The following is a 16,631-nucleotide window of genomic DNA, read 5'->3' on the forward strand; positions in this document are numbered from 1 at the left end:
CAGTGATGGGAAGCCAACGATGATCACCAAGTCACGCCTTTTTAATGGACCAGACCCTTCCCACAACACCTTCGGACCCGCTTTCTTTTTAAGTCCAAAAACGAATTAACACATGCAAACTCAGTATTTAAAGAAATAACCACTAACCATTATTGTGGAGCCACTGAGTCACCTACGAGATCACCCTGATGCCAACATCCGCGAACGTCATTGACTTTACCCTTCACCGCAAACGCCGCCAGGCCCGCGCAGCGGCTGAGTTGATGTGGACGATGTACGCGGCGCGCGCAGGGTTGGCGGTGTTTACCAACCACGCTGCGACGCCCAGCGATACCCGCCGGGCGTAGGCCGATGAATTTCCTGCATGTGCTTCCCGAACCTCCCGCCCCACTACCCAAAACGACTACGGACGACGATGTAATCAGCCTGTGCGTCGCACATAACCTGCAACGCCTGCGCAGCAAGCGCCATTTGTCACTGGACGGACTGGCCCGTGCCTGTGGCGTGAGCCGGGCGATGCTGGCGCAGATCGAATCCGGGCGCAGCGTGCCGTCGATCAAGGTGCTGTGCAAGATTGCCAAAGGATTGAAAGTGTCGGTGGCGGCGTTCCTGGAAGACCGCGCATTCGAAGGGGTCGAGGTGTTGCCGGCGCAACAGAGCAAACGCCTGGTGAGTGCCGATGGGGCGTTTATCAGTCGAGCGTTGTTCCCCTACGATACGGCGCGCCAGTCGGAGTTCTACGAGATCCGCCTGCGCGCTCTGGGTGAGGAAGTGTCCGCAGGCCATGGCCCAGGCATCCAGGAAAACCTGGTGGTCGCCCAGGGCGTATTGGAAGTCAGCGTCAATGAAGAGCGCTACTTGCTGTCTACCGGCGATTCGATCCTGTTCTACGCCGACCAGCCCCACCGCTACCGCAACCCGGCGGACAGCGAGGCGGTGGCGTTCCTGGTGATCACCTACCCAGAACGGTTGGACTGAATGCAAAACGCCCCGACTATTCGGGGCGTTTTTGGTTGCGCGGGACCTGTCAGCAGGTGCAGCACATCATTGGCATGCCGTTGCAGCTCATCATCATCGGCATGACGCAATCGCTCATCAACTTGTTCATGAGCATGCAGCAGTTGTCCATCATGGCCATGCTCATGCCCGGCATCGGCATCATTTTGCACAGCATGCCATCGGCCTGCATCGTGCATTCCATCACGCACTTCATCATCGGCATCGACATGCCCATCGGCATCATCATCGGCATATTCATGCTCGCCATCATGGCCATGGCGTCGGCCGACAGGCACATCATCGACATATTGGCGCACTGCATCATCATCGGCATGCCGCAGTTCATCATCATCGCCATCATCTCGGCGTTGGTCTTGAACTGAGCCATGTCCATGCCGGCGGCAGGCTTCATGGTGCACATCATCGCGTCACCGGCCATTTCGCACTTCATGGTCGCCATCATCATCGGCATGCCCATCATCGGCATCATTGGCATGGCGGTATTCATCGGCATCTGCATTGCGTTCATCATGTTCGAAACTCCGTAATCGACAGGAAATGGCTAAGTTCTGGCGCCGATTCTAGTGATGCCGGAGCGCTGCACAAGACGACGGCAGAGCAGCGGGAATGGGTGTTGCGCAGCCCGCTTAGTCAACCGCAACAGCGAAACGTAATGTGATGACCGGCATTCCGCTGTGATGACAACGGCTTGGTAAATCAAAACAGCGAAATCGATGTGATGGATATTCGAACCAGGAATACCCACCAACCTTAAGGAAATAAACGATCTAACGCTGGCTCAGAAACATCAGCATCAGGTCCGGCTGTACTGCAATTCCAGCGTGGTGCTGATCAGGCGAGTGAAGATGGTGAGTATCTCGATCATTTGCGGGTTTTCCAGTTTTTTGGGGAGTACGTCCAAGGCGCATAGGGTTCCGAAGACGCTGCCGTCGGAGAAGACAATCGGCAGTGAGATATAGCTTTCGAAGCCATGCTCCCTGGGCAATGGGTTTTGCCAGAAAACCGGATCCTTGCTGGCGTGTTCGATGATGATGGGGGTGGGATTAGCACGCAGACCGTTGCACAGCGTGGCTTCAAGCTGCAATTCATAGCCGACCTCCACGCCAAAATGCAGCTCGTCGTACACCGCACATGCCACCCAATGGGTATCGGTCATTTTCGAGATCGCCGAGAAGCGCATATCCGTCAGGCGTGTAGTCAGCCGCAGAATATTGGACGCCGTTTCTATCTCGGCGATGACCGCCAGTTCTTCAGAGGTTAAAGGTTTGATAGCGCTCTCCTGATTCTCAAATAAAACCAAGCAGCCCTATACCTGGGCTATTGCAGCTCATTCGCGAAACGCCCCACCGCATTCACCACCTGCTTGGCGCCACCCTGGATCTCGGTGATGACGGCGCCGGCCTGGTTGGCCAGTGTCAGGCCTTGCTCAGCTTGCTCGCGACTGCTGAACATTTCTGTGATGGCTTCGTCGGCGAGGCGCTGGTTCTGCTGGACCACGCTGACGATCTCTTCGGTTGCAGTGCTGGTACGGCTGGCCAATTGCCTTACCTCATCAGCTACGACCGCAAATCCACGGCCCTGTTCACCCGCTCGGGCGGCCTCAATTGCGGCATTGAGCGCGAGCAGATTGGTTTGCGCGGCGATGCCGCCGATGGTCTGCACAATGGCGCTGATCAGCAACGATTGTTTGCCCAACGCCTCAATGCTCCCGGTGGCGGATTGCATTTGCAGAGCAATGTTTTGCATGGTCTGTACAGTGTTCTGCACCACCGCGGCGCCACGTTCGGCCGTGACATCGGTTTGCAGCGATACCTCGTAGGCCACGTTGGCGGCGGCCTTGACCTCGGACTCGCGCAAGACCTGGTCGGTGACCACGCTGGCAAACTTGACCACTTTGCACAGCTTGCCTTCCGCATCGTGCACCGGGTTGTAGGTAGCTTCGAGCCACACCTCGTTGCCACGGCTGTCCACGCGTTTGAAGCGGCTGGCGACAAATTCGCCGCGATTGAGGGTTTGCCAGAACGCGGCGTAACCGCTCGAAGCGGCCTCCTGCGTGGTGCAGAACATACTGTGTTTTTTGCCGACGATCTGATCGAGCGTGTAGCCCATGGCGTCGAGGAACTGGGTATTGGCGGTGACCACCGTTCCGTCCAGTCGGAACTGGATGACGGCCGTCGAACGTATCAACGCGTTGATAAACGCTTCGTTTTCTTTGGCTTGCTCAATGGCGCGACTGACTTCGGTGCCGTAGCCCTGGATCTGCGACAGCCGGCCGTCACGCCCTCTGATCGGGCACCATGTCAGGTTGATCCACGCCAGGCTGGCGTCACTGCGCAGGAAGCGGTAATCGTCACTCACCGGCTCTGAGCGGGCGATTGCTGCGTTGAAGTCACGAAAACAGGGTAAATCCATGACGTAAGGCGGAACAATTTCACTCAGGAGTCGACCCTGCAACTGTTCGCGGGAGTAGCCCAAAGCCCGGGCAAAATCCTCGTTGACGGCCGTAAGCCGCAAGTCGGCATCCAGGCATATGGAGAGCATGCCACGGTCATACTGCGCAACAAGCTGTCGTAACTGGAAAAGCTCGTCGTCCCGGCCCTGCAGATCCTTCTTCAAACGGCGATTAAACATGGCGGCGTCCCTGGGGTAGTCATCACTGCATCGGCCATGCGGCCTACGGCTTAAGCATAGGCCGACGAATAGTCACTTGCCCCTCAGTTGTTCCGCTCAACGAAGATGGATTAATCGCCGGGCTTATCCAGTGCCTGCATCAGATCGTCTGCCTCGGATCCCACCGCAAACCTGAACCCGTACATCTCATCAGCCGCCAGTATTTCCCGAAGGGCCTCGATCAACTGCGCTTCGGTGGGTGAGTCACGCAGCAGTTTGTGCGCAGGCAATAACAACTCGGCGGGAACTCCCTCGATACTCGCGGCGTTGATCACCGCAAAGAGGATAAAGCGCAGGCGTATCTCGCGGTCCGTCGGCCACACCGTTTTTCGCTTCCCCAAGGTAGGGCCTCACTTTTTCGGAAAAGTCCGAGGCTATTGCCGACGTCGGGGTGTTTCAAGCACGGGGGTGCAAGATAGGCTGTTTCCTACAGCCAAAAGAGAAAGACCTTACCTGCACGAGGATTAGGGTAGTGCATATCGGGCTGACGCTACCGCGTTGCCTGCCGGCAGCTCACTGTACTGGCAGGAAATTCATCAGCAATAAGCTTTGCGCATAGTTGAGACCTATACGCCGGTATCGTTCATCAAGCATCTGTGTCAGCAGATCGAGGCGCGCCACAATCTTGCCAAATTCCACCGCAAAACTAAGGTTGCTGCCCTCCTCCGATATCTCATTGGAAAACAACAGCAACACGCCATTCGCATCCTGGCGCTTGCTGAGCAGCCATGTGGCCTTCTCGATATTGCGCGCGGCATTGCTGACAAACTGTGGATTGATCGAGTCGGTTATGTAGAACTCGGTGCGCCCACCATGGGCTGTCACCAGCATGCTGCCGATCGCATAGATAAACGCACCGACTCGATCGCCCTGAAACTCCGGGCTCAAGGAGTAGCTCAAGGCGACCAGATCGCGACGCTCGCCCAGGGCGGGCAGCGGTCGTCGCTGCTCAATCGCCTGGCGAATCTCTCGCTCGGCACTCACCGCATCCGGGTAACCCGACTGTCGCCACTGGCTGGGATTGCGCAGATAGAGCTTGCTCATCAGTAAATACAAACTTTGCAGGTTGTCACGCATGCCCAGGGTCGCCATACGATCGACACTGGTTTGAAAGAACTCATCGGGCTTTCCATTGCTGAACTGCTTGGCAATGTCCTGCCCCTGTTGCTGGGTGCAACCAGTGGCGCCGAGTACAAACATCGCAACCAACAGCAGTGGCCGGCGTAGGCGACGAATGATTGAAAGAGGAAACGTACGATCCATCGAAACCCGATCTTGTTCTACTGCCCTCGCGGGGAATCGGCGGGGCTGGGACAAGGATAGAGCCGAGAAATCAAAAAAAGTGCGACCGATATCGGCAGATTGTGTTCGAAGTGTGTGCCAGAGCGCTTCGTGACGAATTCGTCACAGGGTCTATACTTCTGGAAGCAGTTGAATGTGTTGTTGGCGAGCCAGGGTTGCATTTCCATTTTCGAGCGTTCTGGCGCATATATGTACATTGCCTACGGCACTACCACCAGCAACTGCCTACGAGGTGACGGCGATGAAGCATCCAATTCGAGCACAGATGTTTGCCCAGATGATTTGCCTGCTTTCGGTGGCTCAGCTTTTCTGCTGATTGAGATGAGAAACTGCCTTTAACAGCGGCTGCGGGTGTGGCAGTGAGAGGTATTGCCCATCTGACTCCAAAATCCCAAAACCAAAAAAGCCCCGCATTGCGGGGCTTTCGTATGAATCTTGGTGGGAAAGCAGGGATTCGAGCGCTTCTTGGACACCCCATAGCCTCTCTAGGCCAAGAAGTGCCCATGCTGGATCTACTTATGCTTGCCAGCGCATTCGGCAACCGCGAAGAAAATATACTTCATCGGTGCTCAACCATTCGAGTCCCGTGAGGCACGTACTTCACCAGAGACGGAAGTCTTTTTCAGCGCTTCCTTTACTGGAAAAAGACCGCCCCTAACGTGGAGTCATTATTTGGCTTGGCGAAGCACAAGCTCCGACAGACGAGTTTTAACTCGGAAGCAGAACTCGCGAATTTGAAATTGATAAGCGGGCATAACCATGTAGTTTAAATCGGGACCTAACGAGTCTTTAATTTCCATGTATTTAGCAGTTTTGGCAGCAATGGCTTGGTATTCCGCTTCATATTTGGCGTAAGACGCTTTGTTGTAAACCTTTAAAACATCCAGCTCTTTACGGCATTGCTCAGCGCGATTTTGATTTAGGTCTGTTTCTGATTCTGACTGAGCGGCTTCAGCAGAGGCATGGACTGGGGATTCAGCACTGGCGTTCGCAGCAGGTGCAGCTTCATAACGCACAGTCCAATTTTCTGGTGTCGAATGGGCGACTTCAGGTGGTGCTTCATGGACCACGGCAGGGGGTGGAGTCACGTTAGGTTTTTCTGGAGTTTTCGTAGCGCATCCCGAGAGGGCAAGTCCTACCACTACAACGATGCCACACATTTTATCCATCGGTTTCACCAAGAAGTAATTACGGTTGGCTGAGTCGTTAGGTTCTGGGTAAAAGTCATAACTCATTCAGTGATCGAGTGTAAATTTTCTACCAGACTCAAGGCGCTCAGCCTCTCTTCCTTGAGTGCACAGATGAGCGATAATAGTAAAAAAACAAAAAGATGACGAGTAAAAGCTCTTCAGAAAAGCCACAAAATTATTGGGACAATTTATGGGACCAAACTAAGCATGCCCCCTGATTGGGGATGCTGAGCGGGAGAATCCGGACCGACACGCCAGGAAGGCAAAGCAGGTACAACGCGGCTACTAAGCACTGTGGTGGTTTCAACTTCGTGATAGACGGCCCAAGACAGCATCGAAAGTTATCGACATTCGCGGCCCGAGTCAGCCACTGGTGCACGGTGAGCAGGCGGTTACTAAACGGGTTACAGAAGGAGATATGCAACCGTCAAATCCTTCGAATAGGCAAATTTAGGCATGCCTATGACGAACCGTCTTCCGCAACCAGAACTCCAGAAACACGAAAGTCCCGCATTTGCGGGGCTTTCGTTTGAATCTTGGCGGGAAACCAGGGATTCGAACCCTGGGAACGCTATTAACGTTCGCCGGTTTTCAAGAATGCCAACTTAACGATACAAATCAACAACTTAGGTCTTCATAATTTCCGCACCAGAGCATTTTTTGATGCCCTACAAGCCGCATAGAACAAGGGGCACGCATCAGGTTGCGGAAACGAATTACCCCTCCCCCGGCGTCCTGCCGACCGAACACAAACCACCAATAGGCCGCTACTCAACAGAAAAATCGTATGGCTGCATCCGGCCAAATGCGGTCAATCGACAGACCAGAACAACTCCAGCCTTGAATAGTCATTTCGTGATCTGCTTGCCATCTCGAATGTAGCAGTCATGTCGTAGTCACCGGCCTCCACAACAAGCTGAACCAAGTCGTGCTGTAGGTCTTCCTTCAAATAATCGATCAAATTACAGGCGGCTAGGACAGTGCAGTCTGTCGGTGCGTCCTTAGTGTAACCTCCAAGAGCACGCTGAAAAAAACTAGCCAAGTCGTTCGCTGCCTGTTCAGTTATTTCGGAATACTTATTCAGACCAACGTTATACAAAGCATTCCGCATGTCCCCCTTCAGGCAGCAATGCGCTCGCTTGTAGGCATATTGGTAGCTGAACAACAAACCTCCTTCAGGATAAACGAGGTGAGATGAGTCCGCCGACTCCTCAAGGAAGGCTACCGTCCGATGTGAGAGCATTTTTTCTACCTTGAAACTTTGACTGTCCGGATTGCTGAGTGCACATAAGCACGGCTTGAGGAGCAGGATACACTGCCGGCCAGAATGGACGGTGGCGAGAGGCAGCAAGTGGCCGTCAGCTGTCTGTTGTAGGGAAGCAAACGCCAACCACGCCGCAAGTGAGGATAACGGCCGCTTTGGTTATCGTGGCGCGCGATTGCTGGCCCCGCATGAGTGATGTCACAATGATGTGCCACGCCTTGCACGCTCAACGATAAGCGCGATTCACGGACTATCACCATGCCTAGCCTCTGTTACTGTTCTAACACGCCAGGCCCGCCGAAGAGACTTCTCCTGGTTCGGCTGCGTCGACTGCTGTGTTTTGTGCTCGTCTGGGGTCAGGCTGCGTGGGCGGGTCCTGGCCCTCAACAGAATGGCGCCGAACAGGTGATTGATGTCCAGCTACGTTGGAAACATCAGTTCCAGTTCGCGGGCTACTATGCCGCCATCGCAAAGGGCTATTACCGCGAAGAAGGACTGGACGTGCGCTTGCACGAAGGTGGCCCCCATGTCACACCGGTCGAAGAAGTGCTCTCTGGGCGTGCCCAATACGGCGAAGCCAATAGTGAACTGCTCTACGCACGTCTGCATGGAAAGCCCTTGGTAGCGCTGGCGGTGATTTTTCAGCATTCACCTTCCGTGCTCGTGGCTCGCACAGACCAAGGTGTTCGAACTGTGCACGACCTGATCGGCAAGCCGTTGATGCTGATGGATGCACAGACCGATGCCGATTTTCTGGCGATGTTCCGTAGCGAGGGTATACCCTTCGAAAAACTACAACTGCTACCCAGCAGTTATCAAATTGGGGATCTAGCCAGCGGTAAAGTGACGGCGTTCAACTCGTACCTGACCAACGAGCCTTTCTACCTGCAAGAGCGGGGCGTGGAATACAACATCATCTCGCCCGTCACCTACGGGATCGACTTCTACAGCGACATCCTGTTTACCAGCCAGGCCGAGATTGACGAACATCCACAGCGGGTGGAGGCCTTCCGCCGCGCTACCCTGCGCGGCTGGCGCTACGCGATGGATAACCCCGAGCAAATCATAGACCTGCTGCTCAATCAGTACTCGGTGGAGAAAACTCGCGCGCACTTGCAATTCGAAGCTCAGGCCATGCGTCCGCTGGTGATATCTGACCTGATCGAGATCGGTCATATGAACCCAGGGCGCTGGCAACGTATGGCTGAAACCTTCCTCGAACTGGGTATGGTCGACAATATCGCCGGTCTGGAAAACTTCATTTACGATCCCAACCCGCCACAGCTCATCGAGCGGCTGCGCAAGACCATCGTGCTGATCAGTATCGGCTGTGTGCTTGTCCTGATGTTCGCTCTGGTTCTGTTGAATGCCCAGCGCCATCTGCGCAACGAGATCAAGTTGCGCAAACTCGCCGAAGAGGAAGTACATAAGCTGGCCTTCTATGACAGCCTGACTGGCTTACCCAATCGCAATAGTTTTATTCCCTTTGCTAGTCAGAAGCTGCTGGCCGCAAAGAGCCGTGGAGAACATCTGGCCCTGTGCTATATCGACTTGAATCACTTCAAGCAGATCAATGATCGTTTTGGCCACCAGGCAGGCGATGCCATCCTGATCCACGTAGGCACGGCCATCAAATCCAATATTCGCGAGTTCGAAATAGCCGCACGCATGGGCGGTGACGAATTCGTAGTGCTGCTCGACGGCGCGCATCACAGAGGCGATATCCAGCGCATCACCCATGAAATCTGCAAGGCCGTCGACCTGCCCATTCCATGGAAAAACAGCCAGATCAAGGTCAGCGCCAGCCTAGGGGTGGCGTGGTATCCGGAAGATGGCGAAGGTCTGGACGATCTGATTTTCAAGGCCGACACCGCCATGTTCCAAAGCAAAGCCAGTATCGCTGCGCAGGCTTGAAGCTGCTTGTGTGGTGCCCCTGCGAAAAGACTTGGTAGTTAGAAACCAGTGCGCCACTGCGGTTTGCGTGTGCGTCGTCCTTCGCATGACGTCTCTAGTCAGCGCCGTGACTGACCCGGATTGTAGAAGCTGAATGATCTAGAGCCGCCTACGGTAATCCTCCGTCCGCTTCTGGCCGTTTTATGCCTCTCTCCAGGGGCAGCAATCGGCCAGAAGCGGACCTTGAATATCCAAACAACTGCCGAGGTCCATAAACGCATCACGCGTGAGTGCTGGCTCAACGGGCTCGGACTCGGAACTACATGGCCCCGCAGAAACCCACGAACTCAAGATATGTCAAATGCGGGGTAAGCGTCAGGTTAAGGCACGTTGCGATGAGTAAACGCCTAGCAACTGGCTACATATGGCTCCATCAGCGAGCCTCCAACTGCGGATTTTCGATAACAAAAGCCGCTTCACTGAAGCGGCTTTTCTTTACTTGGAGATGTTTGCTAATACTGCTGCTTTCGCGTCTCTACCGTCGACGGTAGTTACACCAGTCAGCCAGCTATCCAGAGTCTCAGGATGAGCGGCCAGCCATTTTTTCGCTGCACTCAAAGCGGGCTCCTTTTTGTCAAGGGAGTTCATGATGCTGCTCTCCATGTCGACCGTAAATTTCAGATTGCTGTACAACTTGCCAACGTTACCGCAGCGCTCGGCATAGCCTTTGGATGTGATGGTTTTGACCGTTGCTGCGCCGAAATCGGGACCGAAGGAATCATCACCACCCGTTAGATACACGATGTCCATGTTCACGTTCATTGGGTGAGGCGCCCACGCCAGGAACACAATGGGCTTCTTGCGTTGAATCGAGCGACCTACCTCTTGGATCATGCCTGCTTCACCAGACTCGACCAGTTTGAAATCCTTCAAACCATACGAGTTGTCCTTGATGATCTTCTGCACCAACGTGTTTCCGCCGCTACCAGGCTGGATGCCGTAAATGCGGCCTCCGAGCTGGTCTTTAAATTTCTCTATGTCCTTGAAATCCTTCAACCCCTCATCGGCCAGAAATTTTGGAACTGCGAGTGTGTATTTTGCACCTGTGAGGTTAGGGGTTGGGAGAACGGACAAAGAGTCCTTTAGGGGGGTAATCAGAGGATCCTGAGATGGCGACCAGTAGTTAATGAACGTATCCAGCTTGCCATCGCTAAGAGACTTCAGAACGATTGGCAGTGAAAGCATGCTGTCGTCAAATTTATAGCCCAGGCCTTCGGCAACCACCTGAGTCAATGCGTTTGTCGATATACCATCGAGCCATCCCACGTTCGCCGTCTTGATGACTTGGCAACTGCTGGGTTCTTGAGCCATAACCAACACGCTTTGAGATGCCAAGGTTACCGCGATCACGGTTTTGTAAAACTTGTTCATCCGACTCCCCTCTAGAGTTGCACTAACTCTGTTTGACGTATCTGGATGGCAGACTCAAATTTGCACGTGGCTGACGCTTATGAATTGCGCCTTTCCCGCTTCGATTATCGGCCAATCGCCAGTACGGCATAACCGCGTTTCTATTATGAGGAGCATGCGGTTTTCTTATGGATCAGTAGGGAGGGATCCACCTGGATATGCACGTCATAGCGGCAGCACGCTGCCGCTATGACGCAAATTTGAACCGTAAGTAAAGTGCCTAGGCCACAGGTTGGTCGAGCGCGCTGCGGCCCATAGTCTGGTTACCAACGTACTTTTGATCGAATGCTGGCCGAGTAAAAATCCTCCGAACCATAGGCTCGAAGTGCTCCAAAGGGCGAGTCGGGTAATCAGGGTCAAAGGATGATTGGTCCCATTCCTCACAGAAGCGCACACAGCTTTCGTAGTACGGGTGGTCTTTGTATAAATCCCGCTCATTCCGATCACCGCCGAAGAAGTGAACGTAGTAGTAGTTCTGGAAAAGGCCGTGATAATTGATGACCCAGGTCACCTCTGGACGAACATAAGGGCGAAGGATGGATGCTGCATACTGGGAGTGGTTGTAGGGGGCGAGCTCGTCGCCCAGGTCATGGATCAGCGCTGCAACCACCATCTCCTCATCTGCACCAGCGTCCTCAGCTCTACATGCGGTCTGAAGCGAATGAGCGAGCCTGCTCACCTTGTAACCGCTTAGAGAGTGTTCCAGATCCCGCAGGCATTTGAGGAGCCGGTCAGGAAGCTCTTTTGCGAAATCAGTTTCCAGCTGGGTCAGCATTTCATATTCGGCTTTGGTGCCGTCTTTCATCTGGGTAAAAGCTACGGTTTCCATCATCAGTCCTCAGGCTTTCGAATCTTATTGAGCTTTCAAGCTTCTTTTCATGGCTTTGTAGATGCCTTTGGGGCCATCCATATCCATGTAGCAACCTTGCAGATGACGGCGACCTTCATTGGTATCAAAGCTCGTCCGGCCATGGAGGACACGCGTGTTATTGAACATTTGCAGCTCGCCCTTCTCCAGCTTGAAACGTCGCTCAAATGCCGGATCCACAAAGAGCTCGCCCATGCGACGACGTGCACGGTGGAATACGGCCATGTCGTGTTCATTCAGCAACGGTAGATAGTCGAGGCGTGGGCTATAGCTGACACCTGTCATTCGGCCCAGCGCGTCGGTCATGATGATTGGCCGCCGCTCAATCAGCTCAACGTCGTTATCGACGTGGCGGTAACGCACAGGCACGTTGGCCAGCAGTTCGAAGCCTTCGGGATCTTCCAATTTAAGCTGCTCTGCGACCGCGAGACTGTCAACGAGTGTAGAGAGCCCCCCCGATGTTTCGTTGATCAGGCAGTGCAAAAGCTGGATGCCAGGCATCGGATCGCGATAAGGGTTATCGGTATGAGGATCGAGGTGAATTGAGCGATAGGCCAGGTCATTGGAGTTCGGCCGGGAGTACACCTCGAAGTACTTGCCGAAATTGGTTTCGCGCACCTGGCCAAAGATTCTGCCTACATCCAGAACTGACTCGGCTTCGGTAGGCACGTTCTGGATAACGACAACCCCATAGGTCAAAAACTTGCTGAATGCCTCCAATCGATAATCGAAGTCAGTCAGTCGGTTGAAGTCGATGTAGATGAGTTGGGTGTCAATGTTGCTCTTCCAACTGATGGGCGTTGGCAGGCCATCCAACGGATCGAAGTCGGCACGAAACTCCGTGAGGTCATACAGCCCCGCATAACCATCACTGAATGACAGCCATGCCTGATCTACGCCTTTGGCCTCTGCTTCAACCAGAGTGATGCCGTCAGGAAGGTTATGCGGGTTAAACAGTCTTTGCTGAGTAGTGACATCAAGACTGACAGCGTCCTGGCAGCGCTCCCGCAACCACAGCGGCGCTAGCACAATGGTTTCCCCTGGCAACTGTGCGATCACGGATGCCGGTTGTTGCTTGATTTCAAAAGTGACCTGTACCATGAGAACCTCCAAATAGGTGGTCTCAGTATCCTTACGTGCTCAGGGGATAAACACCCGCAATCCCCTTATTAGAGGTATGCATAAACGTTATGGAGCCGAGCGAACAGGACCTCCCGCCACTTAAATCTTTGGTCGCCTTTGAGGCCACAATCCGCTTGGGTTCGATGACGGCCGCAGCTGTTGAATTGGGCACTACTCAACCGGCGATTTCTCAGCGGATTCGCACCTTGGAGGAGTCGCTTGGGTGTGTACTCTTCGAACGTAACGGTAAGCTGTTGCGACCCACCTATGAGGGTCAGCAGATTTATTCAGGCCTAGCATCCCCGGTGAGTGAAATTAAGGCAGCGGTCAAGCGCATGCGTCGCCATTTCAACAAGCAGAAACCTACCATCTCGATCGCTGCGAATTTTGGATTCTGCTATTTCTGGCTTATGCCGAAATTGCCTGCGCTCCAGGGCCAGTTCCCCCAGATCCAATTCAAGATTCGCCCAGTAAACCTTGACGATGATCCGATGCTTCAAGATGCCGATATCGCCATTCAGTTTGGATCCCTCGACGGTGACTTCCGATTTGAAAAGCTACTGATCCCCGAGACGGTATTCCCAGTATGCAGTCCAGACCTGGCTGAAAAACTGGGGCTACTGGAAGGTACGAAAATAAGCAGTATCGAGGATCTACCGCTGCTTCATAAGGACAGCGATGACTCCCGGTGGCTGGATTGGCATCACTGGTGCCTGCACGCGAAGATCACTCCGCCAGAGGAAGCGCCAGTTTTTTGCTTCAATAACTATCCGTTGCTGCTGACCGCTGCGCAGGAGGGTCAAGGTATCGCCTTGGGCTGGGCTGGGCTGATCGAAGAGCAGATCAAGGCGGGCAAATTGATCGCTCTCGGGCCTTCAGTAGACCGGCCTCACCGGGGTTACATTGTGAGATCGAACTATCACGAGACACTTCTGGTGAGGGATGTCCTTCAGTGGCTGATTGCGGCAAGCTGACCTTAAAGCCTGCGCCGTTGAATGCCCGCCAAATCCGTTTCCGCTGCTGAAAATTGTGCTGGCGAGGTATTAGATTAACTCGATGCCGATCCCGCCAGGGACCAGACTCGTCTATCTGGCGAGCATTTTCGCCTAAATGGGTGTCCGGTTTCATTAAACCAATACAGTAGATCTTTAGCCCGGCCGGCTTTCATCATCGCTTTAATCAACTTGATTTTTTCCACAGTTTCAACCGTTCCCGAGAGTGGTTTGTTGAGTTTTTTGATTGAAACCTGTCCATGATCTCTTTAGCAGATCACATCCATGAACGATACCTTATCCGCTCCCGAGGTGAACGACAGTCTGCTTTTGGCCGAGAGTGGACAACCATAATCTTGGAGCTAGCTTCCCAGTGCCAAATGCTAAGCAGTTCACCCCTCGGAGGAACATTGATGCCTAGTCAATAAGGGCCGCGGCGCCTATCACGTCGTCGAACGCTCCACCGGCAAGGTCATGGGGATGTGTTTCACCTGGAAGGCAGCGATCAACCGCGCCCAGGTGCTGGAGGCTCGCGCCGATGGCAAGAAGATCCATATCGAAGGTTGGTCGCAGTGATCAGCGCAACCCTATGAAACGCACTATCAACTAGGTACGAAAACGCTGGCGGCAGGCATGGCTTGATTTGTTAGCACATGAAATCGAAGAGGTAGGCCATGGCCGAGGAAGAGCAGACGGCGGAAGCCCTGAAGCAGAGCCGCAAGCGCGAGAAGGCCGCAGCGAAGGACGCGGCATTGGCCGTCGAGAAGTTTACGGTTGAGGTGGCCGGCGTGTTCAAGGCCGACCTCAAGCGTCTGATGAAGCAGCATGGCTTCAACAACCAGCAGGAGGTGCATCAGAACCTTCTGCGCAACGTTATCGCTGCCGACTTTGAAACAGCCGCGCAAATGCTCAGGTGTGTCACGACACCTTTTGTTGTTACTGAAAAGGTCTCGCAGATCATTAGAGCCGCAGGCCTCAAATCACTCGCCGACGATCCACACGATACTTACGACGAAATCAAGAGACCATCATAATCCACCCTACCCGCTGCATCCGGTAACGGAGGGCACGACTTAACGGGTTGATTAAACAAGCTTCATTTTTTCGATAAATATTTTATCCAGTTCAGCCCCAATCCGGAGCACGTTACTGACCGCCGCAAGAACATCTAACTCAGACTGCTCCGCTATATTATTTGCTTTTTCCGACAAGGCTTGAGCGAATCTGTCCACCCCCCCACCCTCGAGAAAGCGCTTCGAAGTGTCTGCACTTTCCTCATAAGCGCGCGTCAAATGGCATGCGCCATTACAGAGACCTTCATAGGCGTCAGCAAACTCCTGAAGTTTCTTAGAGATTTGTTCGCCCACATATAGTCTGGAGGTTTTAATATGTACACCGAGCCTTGCGAATTCACCTGGCGACGTATGCTGCCCTTCTAGCTGAAGATGAAGAAATGTATCTGCAAACACTTCATACAATTTGCGCTGATACTCATGAATACTGATTCGGTTAGCTAAGTTTGCTTCTTTTGCGGACTTCCAAGCAAACCCAGCGGAAGCAACCGCGACCACAAAAGCAGTGCCCGCAATTATATTAGCCCACAGTTCCGCATCCATAATCTGGTCCCTTTCGGCCGCTTACAGATTCAAAGAAAAACGCCCCATATTAACGAATCACGTAAGCCATCGAGTTATTAATCTGGTGCTGATGCTCCTGTTAAATTATCGATAACCGGGGATGCTGTAGCCACTGGAGCGATCGACTGAACCCGCGAATAAATGTCCTGAGCTACTTTATTGGCTTGTTGTTGAGCAACCTCGTTCGCATCATTAACAATAGATTGCGACAACTCAAGAGTTCCATCTATAGGGTTACCTGCTTTATCAATGGTGCCGCTTGGCTGAGGTAATGCCTCTCTATGAAATACTACAGAGTAATGACCGAGAATCCCTTTTAGATAATCCAAAGCAGGCAAAGATCGAGCATCAGCACTAACCTCAACCGCCTTATTACCTTCTCCAACTTTCAATGAAAAAGGGTGAGCCTTTTGCAACGACTCATTTTTATGAGACTTCCACCAAAAAATAAACCCAATAGTTAAAAATGAAAAACCAACTCCAGCCGATAGATAGTAACTCTTACCTTGAGCCTCCAACCAGACGGAACCGGCAAAAAAAAGAGCTGCAATAATAAATATAAGCGTTACTGCGATCTGATTACCTTTTGGGGCCAGCTCTATACTACCGCTTGCTTTGACTTCCATATCAAGCTCCGATGCTTACAGTACCGTCAGGATTTTTGATAGGTTGATAAATAGGATGCGTCGACATCGGAAGATTCATATTCAAGAATTTCACTGCGTTCATCAAAACACCTTGAACTTCCACAGAATTTGAACCATCAATATAACAATTTTTTACCGTAAAATATGGCGTCTCAATAATCAGCTTACAGTTATCAAATCGGCAAGCCTCAAAATTCCAGCCATCCAACTTAATAACTTTCTGATTGTACCAAAGCCCATTTAGTACGGGATATTTAAAGAATGGAGGAAGCGGTGGAGTTTCACTCTTATTTCCGTGAGCGGTAAAAGCGTTCAACCCTTGTAAAAGACCGTTATTGTTATCTTCCTTCGCCATTGGATTCCCTCTAAAGAATTTACATAAATTTTCAACCCGAGTGCAGATGATATACGGAGTGATGTCATTATGCCCAAGACAATCTGGAAATTGATCGTCACGCTGCTCTAGCGCCCTCCAACTCCGCTAAATAGACACGACTCCGAAAGGAGTACATCCGTACTCCAACATCAAAACCTCTACTCCCTAGAAGTCAGCCGC

At 52.8% G+C, this 16,631-nt stretch carries 18 protein-coding genes; 5 read left to right on the plus strand and 13 right to left on the minus strand.

The window, feature by feature from the left end; all coding sequences use genetic code 11:
- Positions 1–188: 188 nt before the first annotated feature.
- Both ACEN2T_RS14890 and ACEN2T_RS14895 read left to right on the plus strand, forming a co-directional pair.
- On the plus strand, positions 189–347 hold the full coding sequence (locus ACEN2T_RS14890) for a hypothetical protein (RefSeq protein ID WP_163033225.1): 159 nt from the start codon (positions 189–191) through the stop codon (positions 345–347).
- 4 nt (positions 348–351) lie between these two features.
- Entirely contained in the window at positions 352–978 is a 627-nt protein-coding gene (locus ACEN2T_RS14895) for a helix-turn-helix domain-containing protein (protein ID WP_032889585.1), read from the plus strand.
- 49 nt (positions 979–1,027) lie between these two features.
- Here the strand turns inward: ACEN2T_RS14895 and ACEN2T_RS14900 are convergent, their stop codons facing one another.
- From ACEN2T_RS14900 to ACEN2T_RS14930, 7 genes are all read right to left on the minus strand, one after another.
- Complete coding sequence (locus ACEN2T_RS14900) at positions 1,028–1,531, minus strand: hypothetical protein (RefSeq protein WP_442116923.1); 504 nt, start codon at positions 1,529–1,531, stop codon at positions 1,028–1,030.
- A 282-nt stretch (positions 1,532–1,813) separates the two neighbouring features.
- Positions 1,814–2,320, minus strand: a complete 507-nt coding sequence (locus tag ACEN2T_RS14905) for a GAF domain-containing protein (RefSeq protein WP_233896832.1) — start codon at positions 2,318–2,320, stop codon at positions 1,814–1,816.
- Between the two features lie 17 nt (positions 2,321–2,337).
- Positions 2,338–3,651 (minus strand): methyl-accepting chemotaxis protein, encoded by a 1,314-nt coding sequence (locus ACEN2T_RS14910; protein WP_442116924.1) that lies wholly within the window; start codon positions 3,649–3,651, stop codon positions 2,338–2,340.
- A 110-nt stretch (positions 3,652–3,761) separates the two neighbouring features.
- Entirely contained in the window at positions 3,762–4,031 is a 270-nt protein-coding gene (locus tag ACEN2T_RS14915) for a hypothetical protein (protein WP_095184460.1), read from the minus strand.
- Positions 4,032–4,203: 172 nt separating this feature from the next.
- On the minus strand, positions 4,204–4,953 hold the full coding sequence (locus ACEN2T_RS14920; protein ID WP_032889588.1) for a hypothetical protein: 750 nt from the start codon (positions 4,951–4,953) through the stop codon (positions 4,204–4,206).
- 707 nt (positions 4,954–5,660) lie between these two features.
- Positions 5,661–6,227, minus strand: a complete 567-nt coding sequence (locus ACEN2T_RS14925) for a hypothetical protein (RefSeq protein ID WP_233896834.1) — start codon at positions 6,225–6,227, stop codon at positions 5,661–5,663.
- Between the two features lie 766 nt (positions 6,228–6,993).
- Complete coding sequence (locus tag ACEN2T_RS14930; protein ID WP_442116925.1) at positions 6,994–7,347, minus strand: hypothetical protein; 354 nt, start codon at positions 7,345–7,347, stop codon at positions 6,994–6,996.
- Between the two features lie 504 nt (positions 7,348–7,851).
- On the opposite strand from ACEN2T_RS14930, the gene ACEN2T_RS14935 reads away from it, so the two are divergent.
- Positions 7,852–9,360, plus strand: coding sequence for an ABC transporter substrate-binding protein (locus ACEN2T_RS14935; RefSeq protein WP_442116926.1), 1,509 nt, complete (start codon positions 7,852–7,854; stop codon positions 9,358–9,360).
- Positions 9,361–9,834: 474 nt separating this feature from the next.
- Here the strand turns inward: ACEN2T_RS14935 and choX are convergent, their stop codons facing one another.
- From choX to ACEN2T_RS14950, 3 genes are all read right to left on the minus strand, one after another.
- Positions 9,835–10,770: a choline ABC transporter substrate-binding protein gene (gene choX / locus ACEN2T_RS14940; RefSeq protein ID WP_099603089.1), complete on the minus strand. Its 936-nt coding sequence runs from the start codon at positions 10,768–10,770 to the stop codon at positions 9,835–9,837.
- Positions 10,771–11,029: 259 nt separating this feature from the next.
- Complete coding sequence (locus ACEN2T_RS14945; RefSeq protein WP_442116927.1) at positions 11,030–11,638, minus strand: HD domain-containing protein; 609 nt, start codon at positions 11,636–11,638, stop codon at positions 11,030–11,032.
- 24 nt (positions 11,639–11,662) lie between these two features.
- Positions 11,663–12,778, minus strand: a complete 1,116-nt coding sequence (locus ACEN2T_RS14950; RefSeq protein WP_043205756.1) for a TauD/TfdA family dioxygenase — start codon at positions 12,776–12,778, stop codon at positions 11,663–11,665.
- 89 nt (positions 12,779–12,867) lie between these two features.
- On the opposite strand from ACEN2T_RS14950, the gene ACEN2T_RS14955 reads away from it, so the two are divergent.
- Entirely contained in the window at positions 12,868–13,773 is a 906-nt protein-coding gene (locus tag ACEN2T_RS14955) for a LysR substrate-binding domain-containing protein (protein WP_099603087.1), read from the plus strand.
- Positions 13,774–14,465: 692 nt separating this feature from the next.
- Positions 14,466–14,825, plus strand: coding sequence for a hypothetical protein (locus ACEN2T_RS14960; protein ID WP_442116928.1), 360 nt, complete (start codon positions 14,466–14,468; stop codon positions 14,823–14,825).
- A 51-nt stretch (positions 14,826–14,876) separates the two neighbouring features.
- On the opposite strand, the gene ACEN2T_RS14965 is transcribed toward ACEN2T_RS14960, so the two are convergent.
- The 3 genes from ACEN2T_RS14965 to ACEN2T_RS14975 all read right to left on the minus strand — a co-directional run bounded on the left by ACEN2T_RS14965 (position 14,877) and on the right by ACEN2T_RS14975 (position 16,430).
- Positions 14,877–15,407 carry a hypothetical protein gene (locus ACEN2T_RS14965; RefSeq protein WP_442116929.1) on the minus strand — a complete coding sequence of 177 codons (531 nt, stop codon included), beginning with the start codon at positions 15,405–15,407 and terminating at the stop codon, positions 14,877–14,879.
- A gap of 77 nt (positions 15,408–15,484) precedes the next feature.
- Complete coding sequence (locus ACEN2T_RS14970) at positions 15,485–16,054, minus strand: hypothetical protein (protein WP_442116930.1); 570 nt, start codon at positions 16,052–16,054, stop codon at positions 15,485–15,487.
- Position 16,055: 1 nt separating this feature from the next.
- On the minus strand, positions 16,056–16,430 hold the full coding sequence (locus ACEN2T_RS14975) for a hypothetical protein (RefSeq protein ID WP_442116931.1): 375 nt from the start codon (positions 16,428–16,430) through the stop codon (positions 16,056–16,058).
- Between the last annotated feature and the right edge of the window lie 201 nt (positions 16,431–16,631).

This window comes from Pseudomonas sp. W22_MBD1_FP4 (assembly GCF_052113765.1).
GTDB classification, from domain to species: Bacteria; Pseudomonadota; Gammaproteobacteria; order Pseudomonadales; family Pseudomonadaceae; genus Aquipseudomonas; species Aquipseudomonas sivasensis.

Excerpts from the sequence above, each read along its gene's own strand:
- ACEN2T_RS14910 (WP_442116924.1), bottom strand. The coding sequence starts at position 3,651 with ATGTTTAATCGCCGTTTGAAGAAGGATCTGCAGGGCCGGGACGACGAG.
- ACEN2T_RS14900 (WP_442116923.1), bottom strand. The coding sequence starts at position 1,531 with ATGATGAACGCAATGCAGATGCCGATGAATACCGCCATGCCAATGATG.
- ACEN2T_RS14975 (WP_442116931.1), bottom strand. The coding sequence starts at position 16,430 with ATGGCGAAGGAAGATAACAATAACGGTCTTTTACAAGGGTTGAACGCT.
- ACEN2T_RS14925 (WP_233896834.1), bottom strand. The coding sequence starts at position 6,227 with ATGAGTTATGACTTTTACCCAGAACCTAACGACTCAGCCAACCGTAAT.
- ACEN2T_RS14890 (WP_163033225.1), top strand. The coding sequence starts at position 189 with ATGCCAACATCCGCGAACGTCATTGACTTTACCCTTCACCGCAAACGC.
- ACEN2T_RS14950 (WP_043205756.1), bottom strand. The coding sequence starts at position 12,778 with ATGGTACAGGTCACTTTTGAAATCAAGCAACAACCGGCATCCGTGATC.
- ACEN2T_RS14955 (WP_099603087.1), top strand. The coding sequence starts at position 12,868 with ATGGAGCCGAGCGAACAGGACCTCCCGCCACTTAAATCTTTGGTCGCC.
- choX (WP_099603089.1), bottom strand. The coding sequence starts at position 10,770 with ATGAACAAGTTTTACAAAACCGTGATCGCGGTAACCTTGGCATCTCAA.
- ACEN2T_RS14970 (WP_442116930.1), bottom strand. The coding sequence starts at position 16,054 with ATGGAAGTCAAAGCAAGCGGTAGTATAGAGCTGGCCCCAAAAGGTAAT.
- ACEN2T_RS14965 (WP_442116929.1), bottom strand. The coding sequence starts at position 15,407 with ATGGATGCGGAACTGTGGGCTAATATAATTGCGGGCACTGCTTTTGTG.
- ACEN2T_RS14960 (WP_442116928.1), top strand. The coding sequence starts at position 14,466 with ATGGCCGAGGAAGAGCAGACGGCGGAAGCCCTGAAGCAGAGCCGCAAG.
- ACEN2T_RS14920 (WP_032889588.1), bottom strand. The coding sequence starts at position 4,953 with ATGGATCGTACGTTTCCTCTTTCAATCATTCGTCGCCTACGCCGGCCA.
- ACEN2T_RS14895 (WP_032889585.1), top strand. The coding sequence starts at position 352 with ATGAATTTCCTGCATGTGCTTCCCGAACCTCCCGCCCCACTACCCAAA.
- ACEN2T_RS14945 (WP_442116927.1), bottom strand. The coding sequence starts at position 11,638 with ATGGAAACCGTAGCTTTTACCCAGATGAAAGACGGCACCAAAGCCGAA.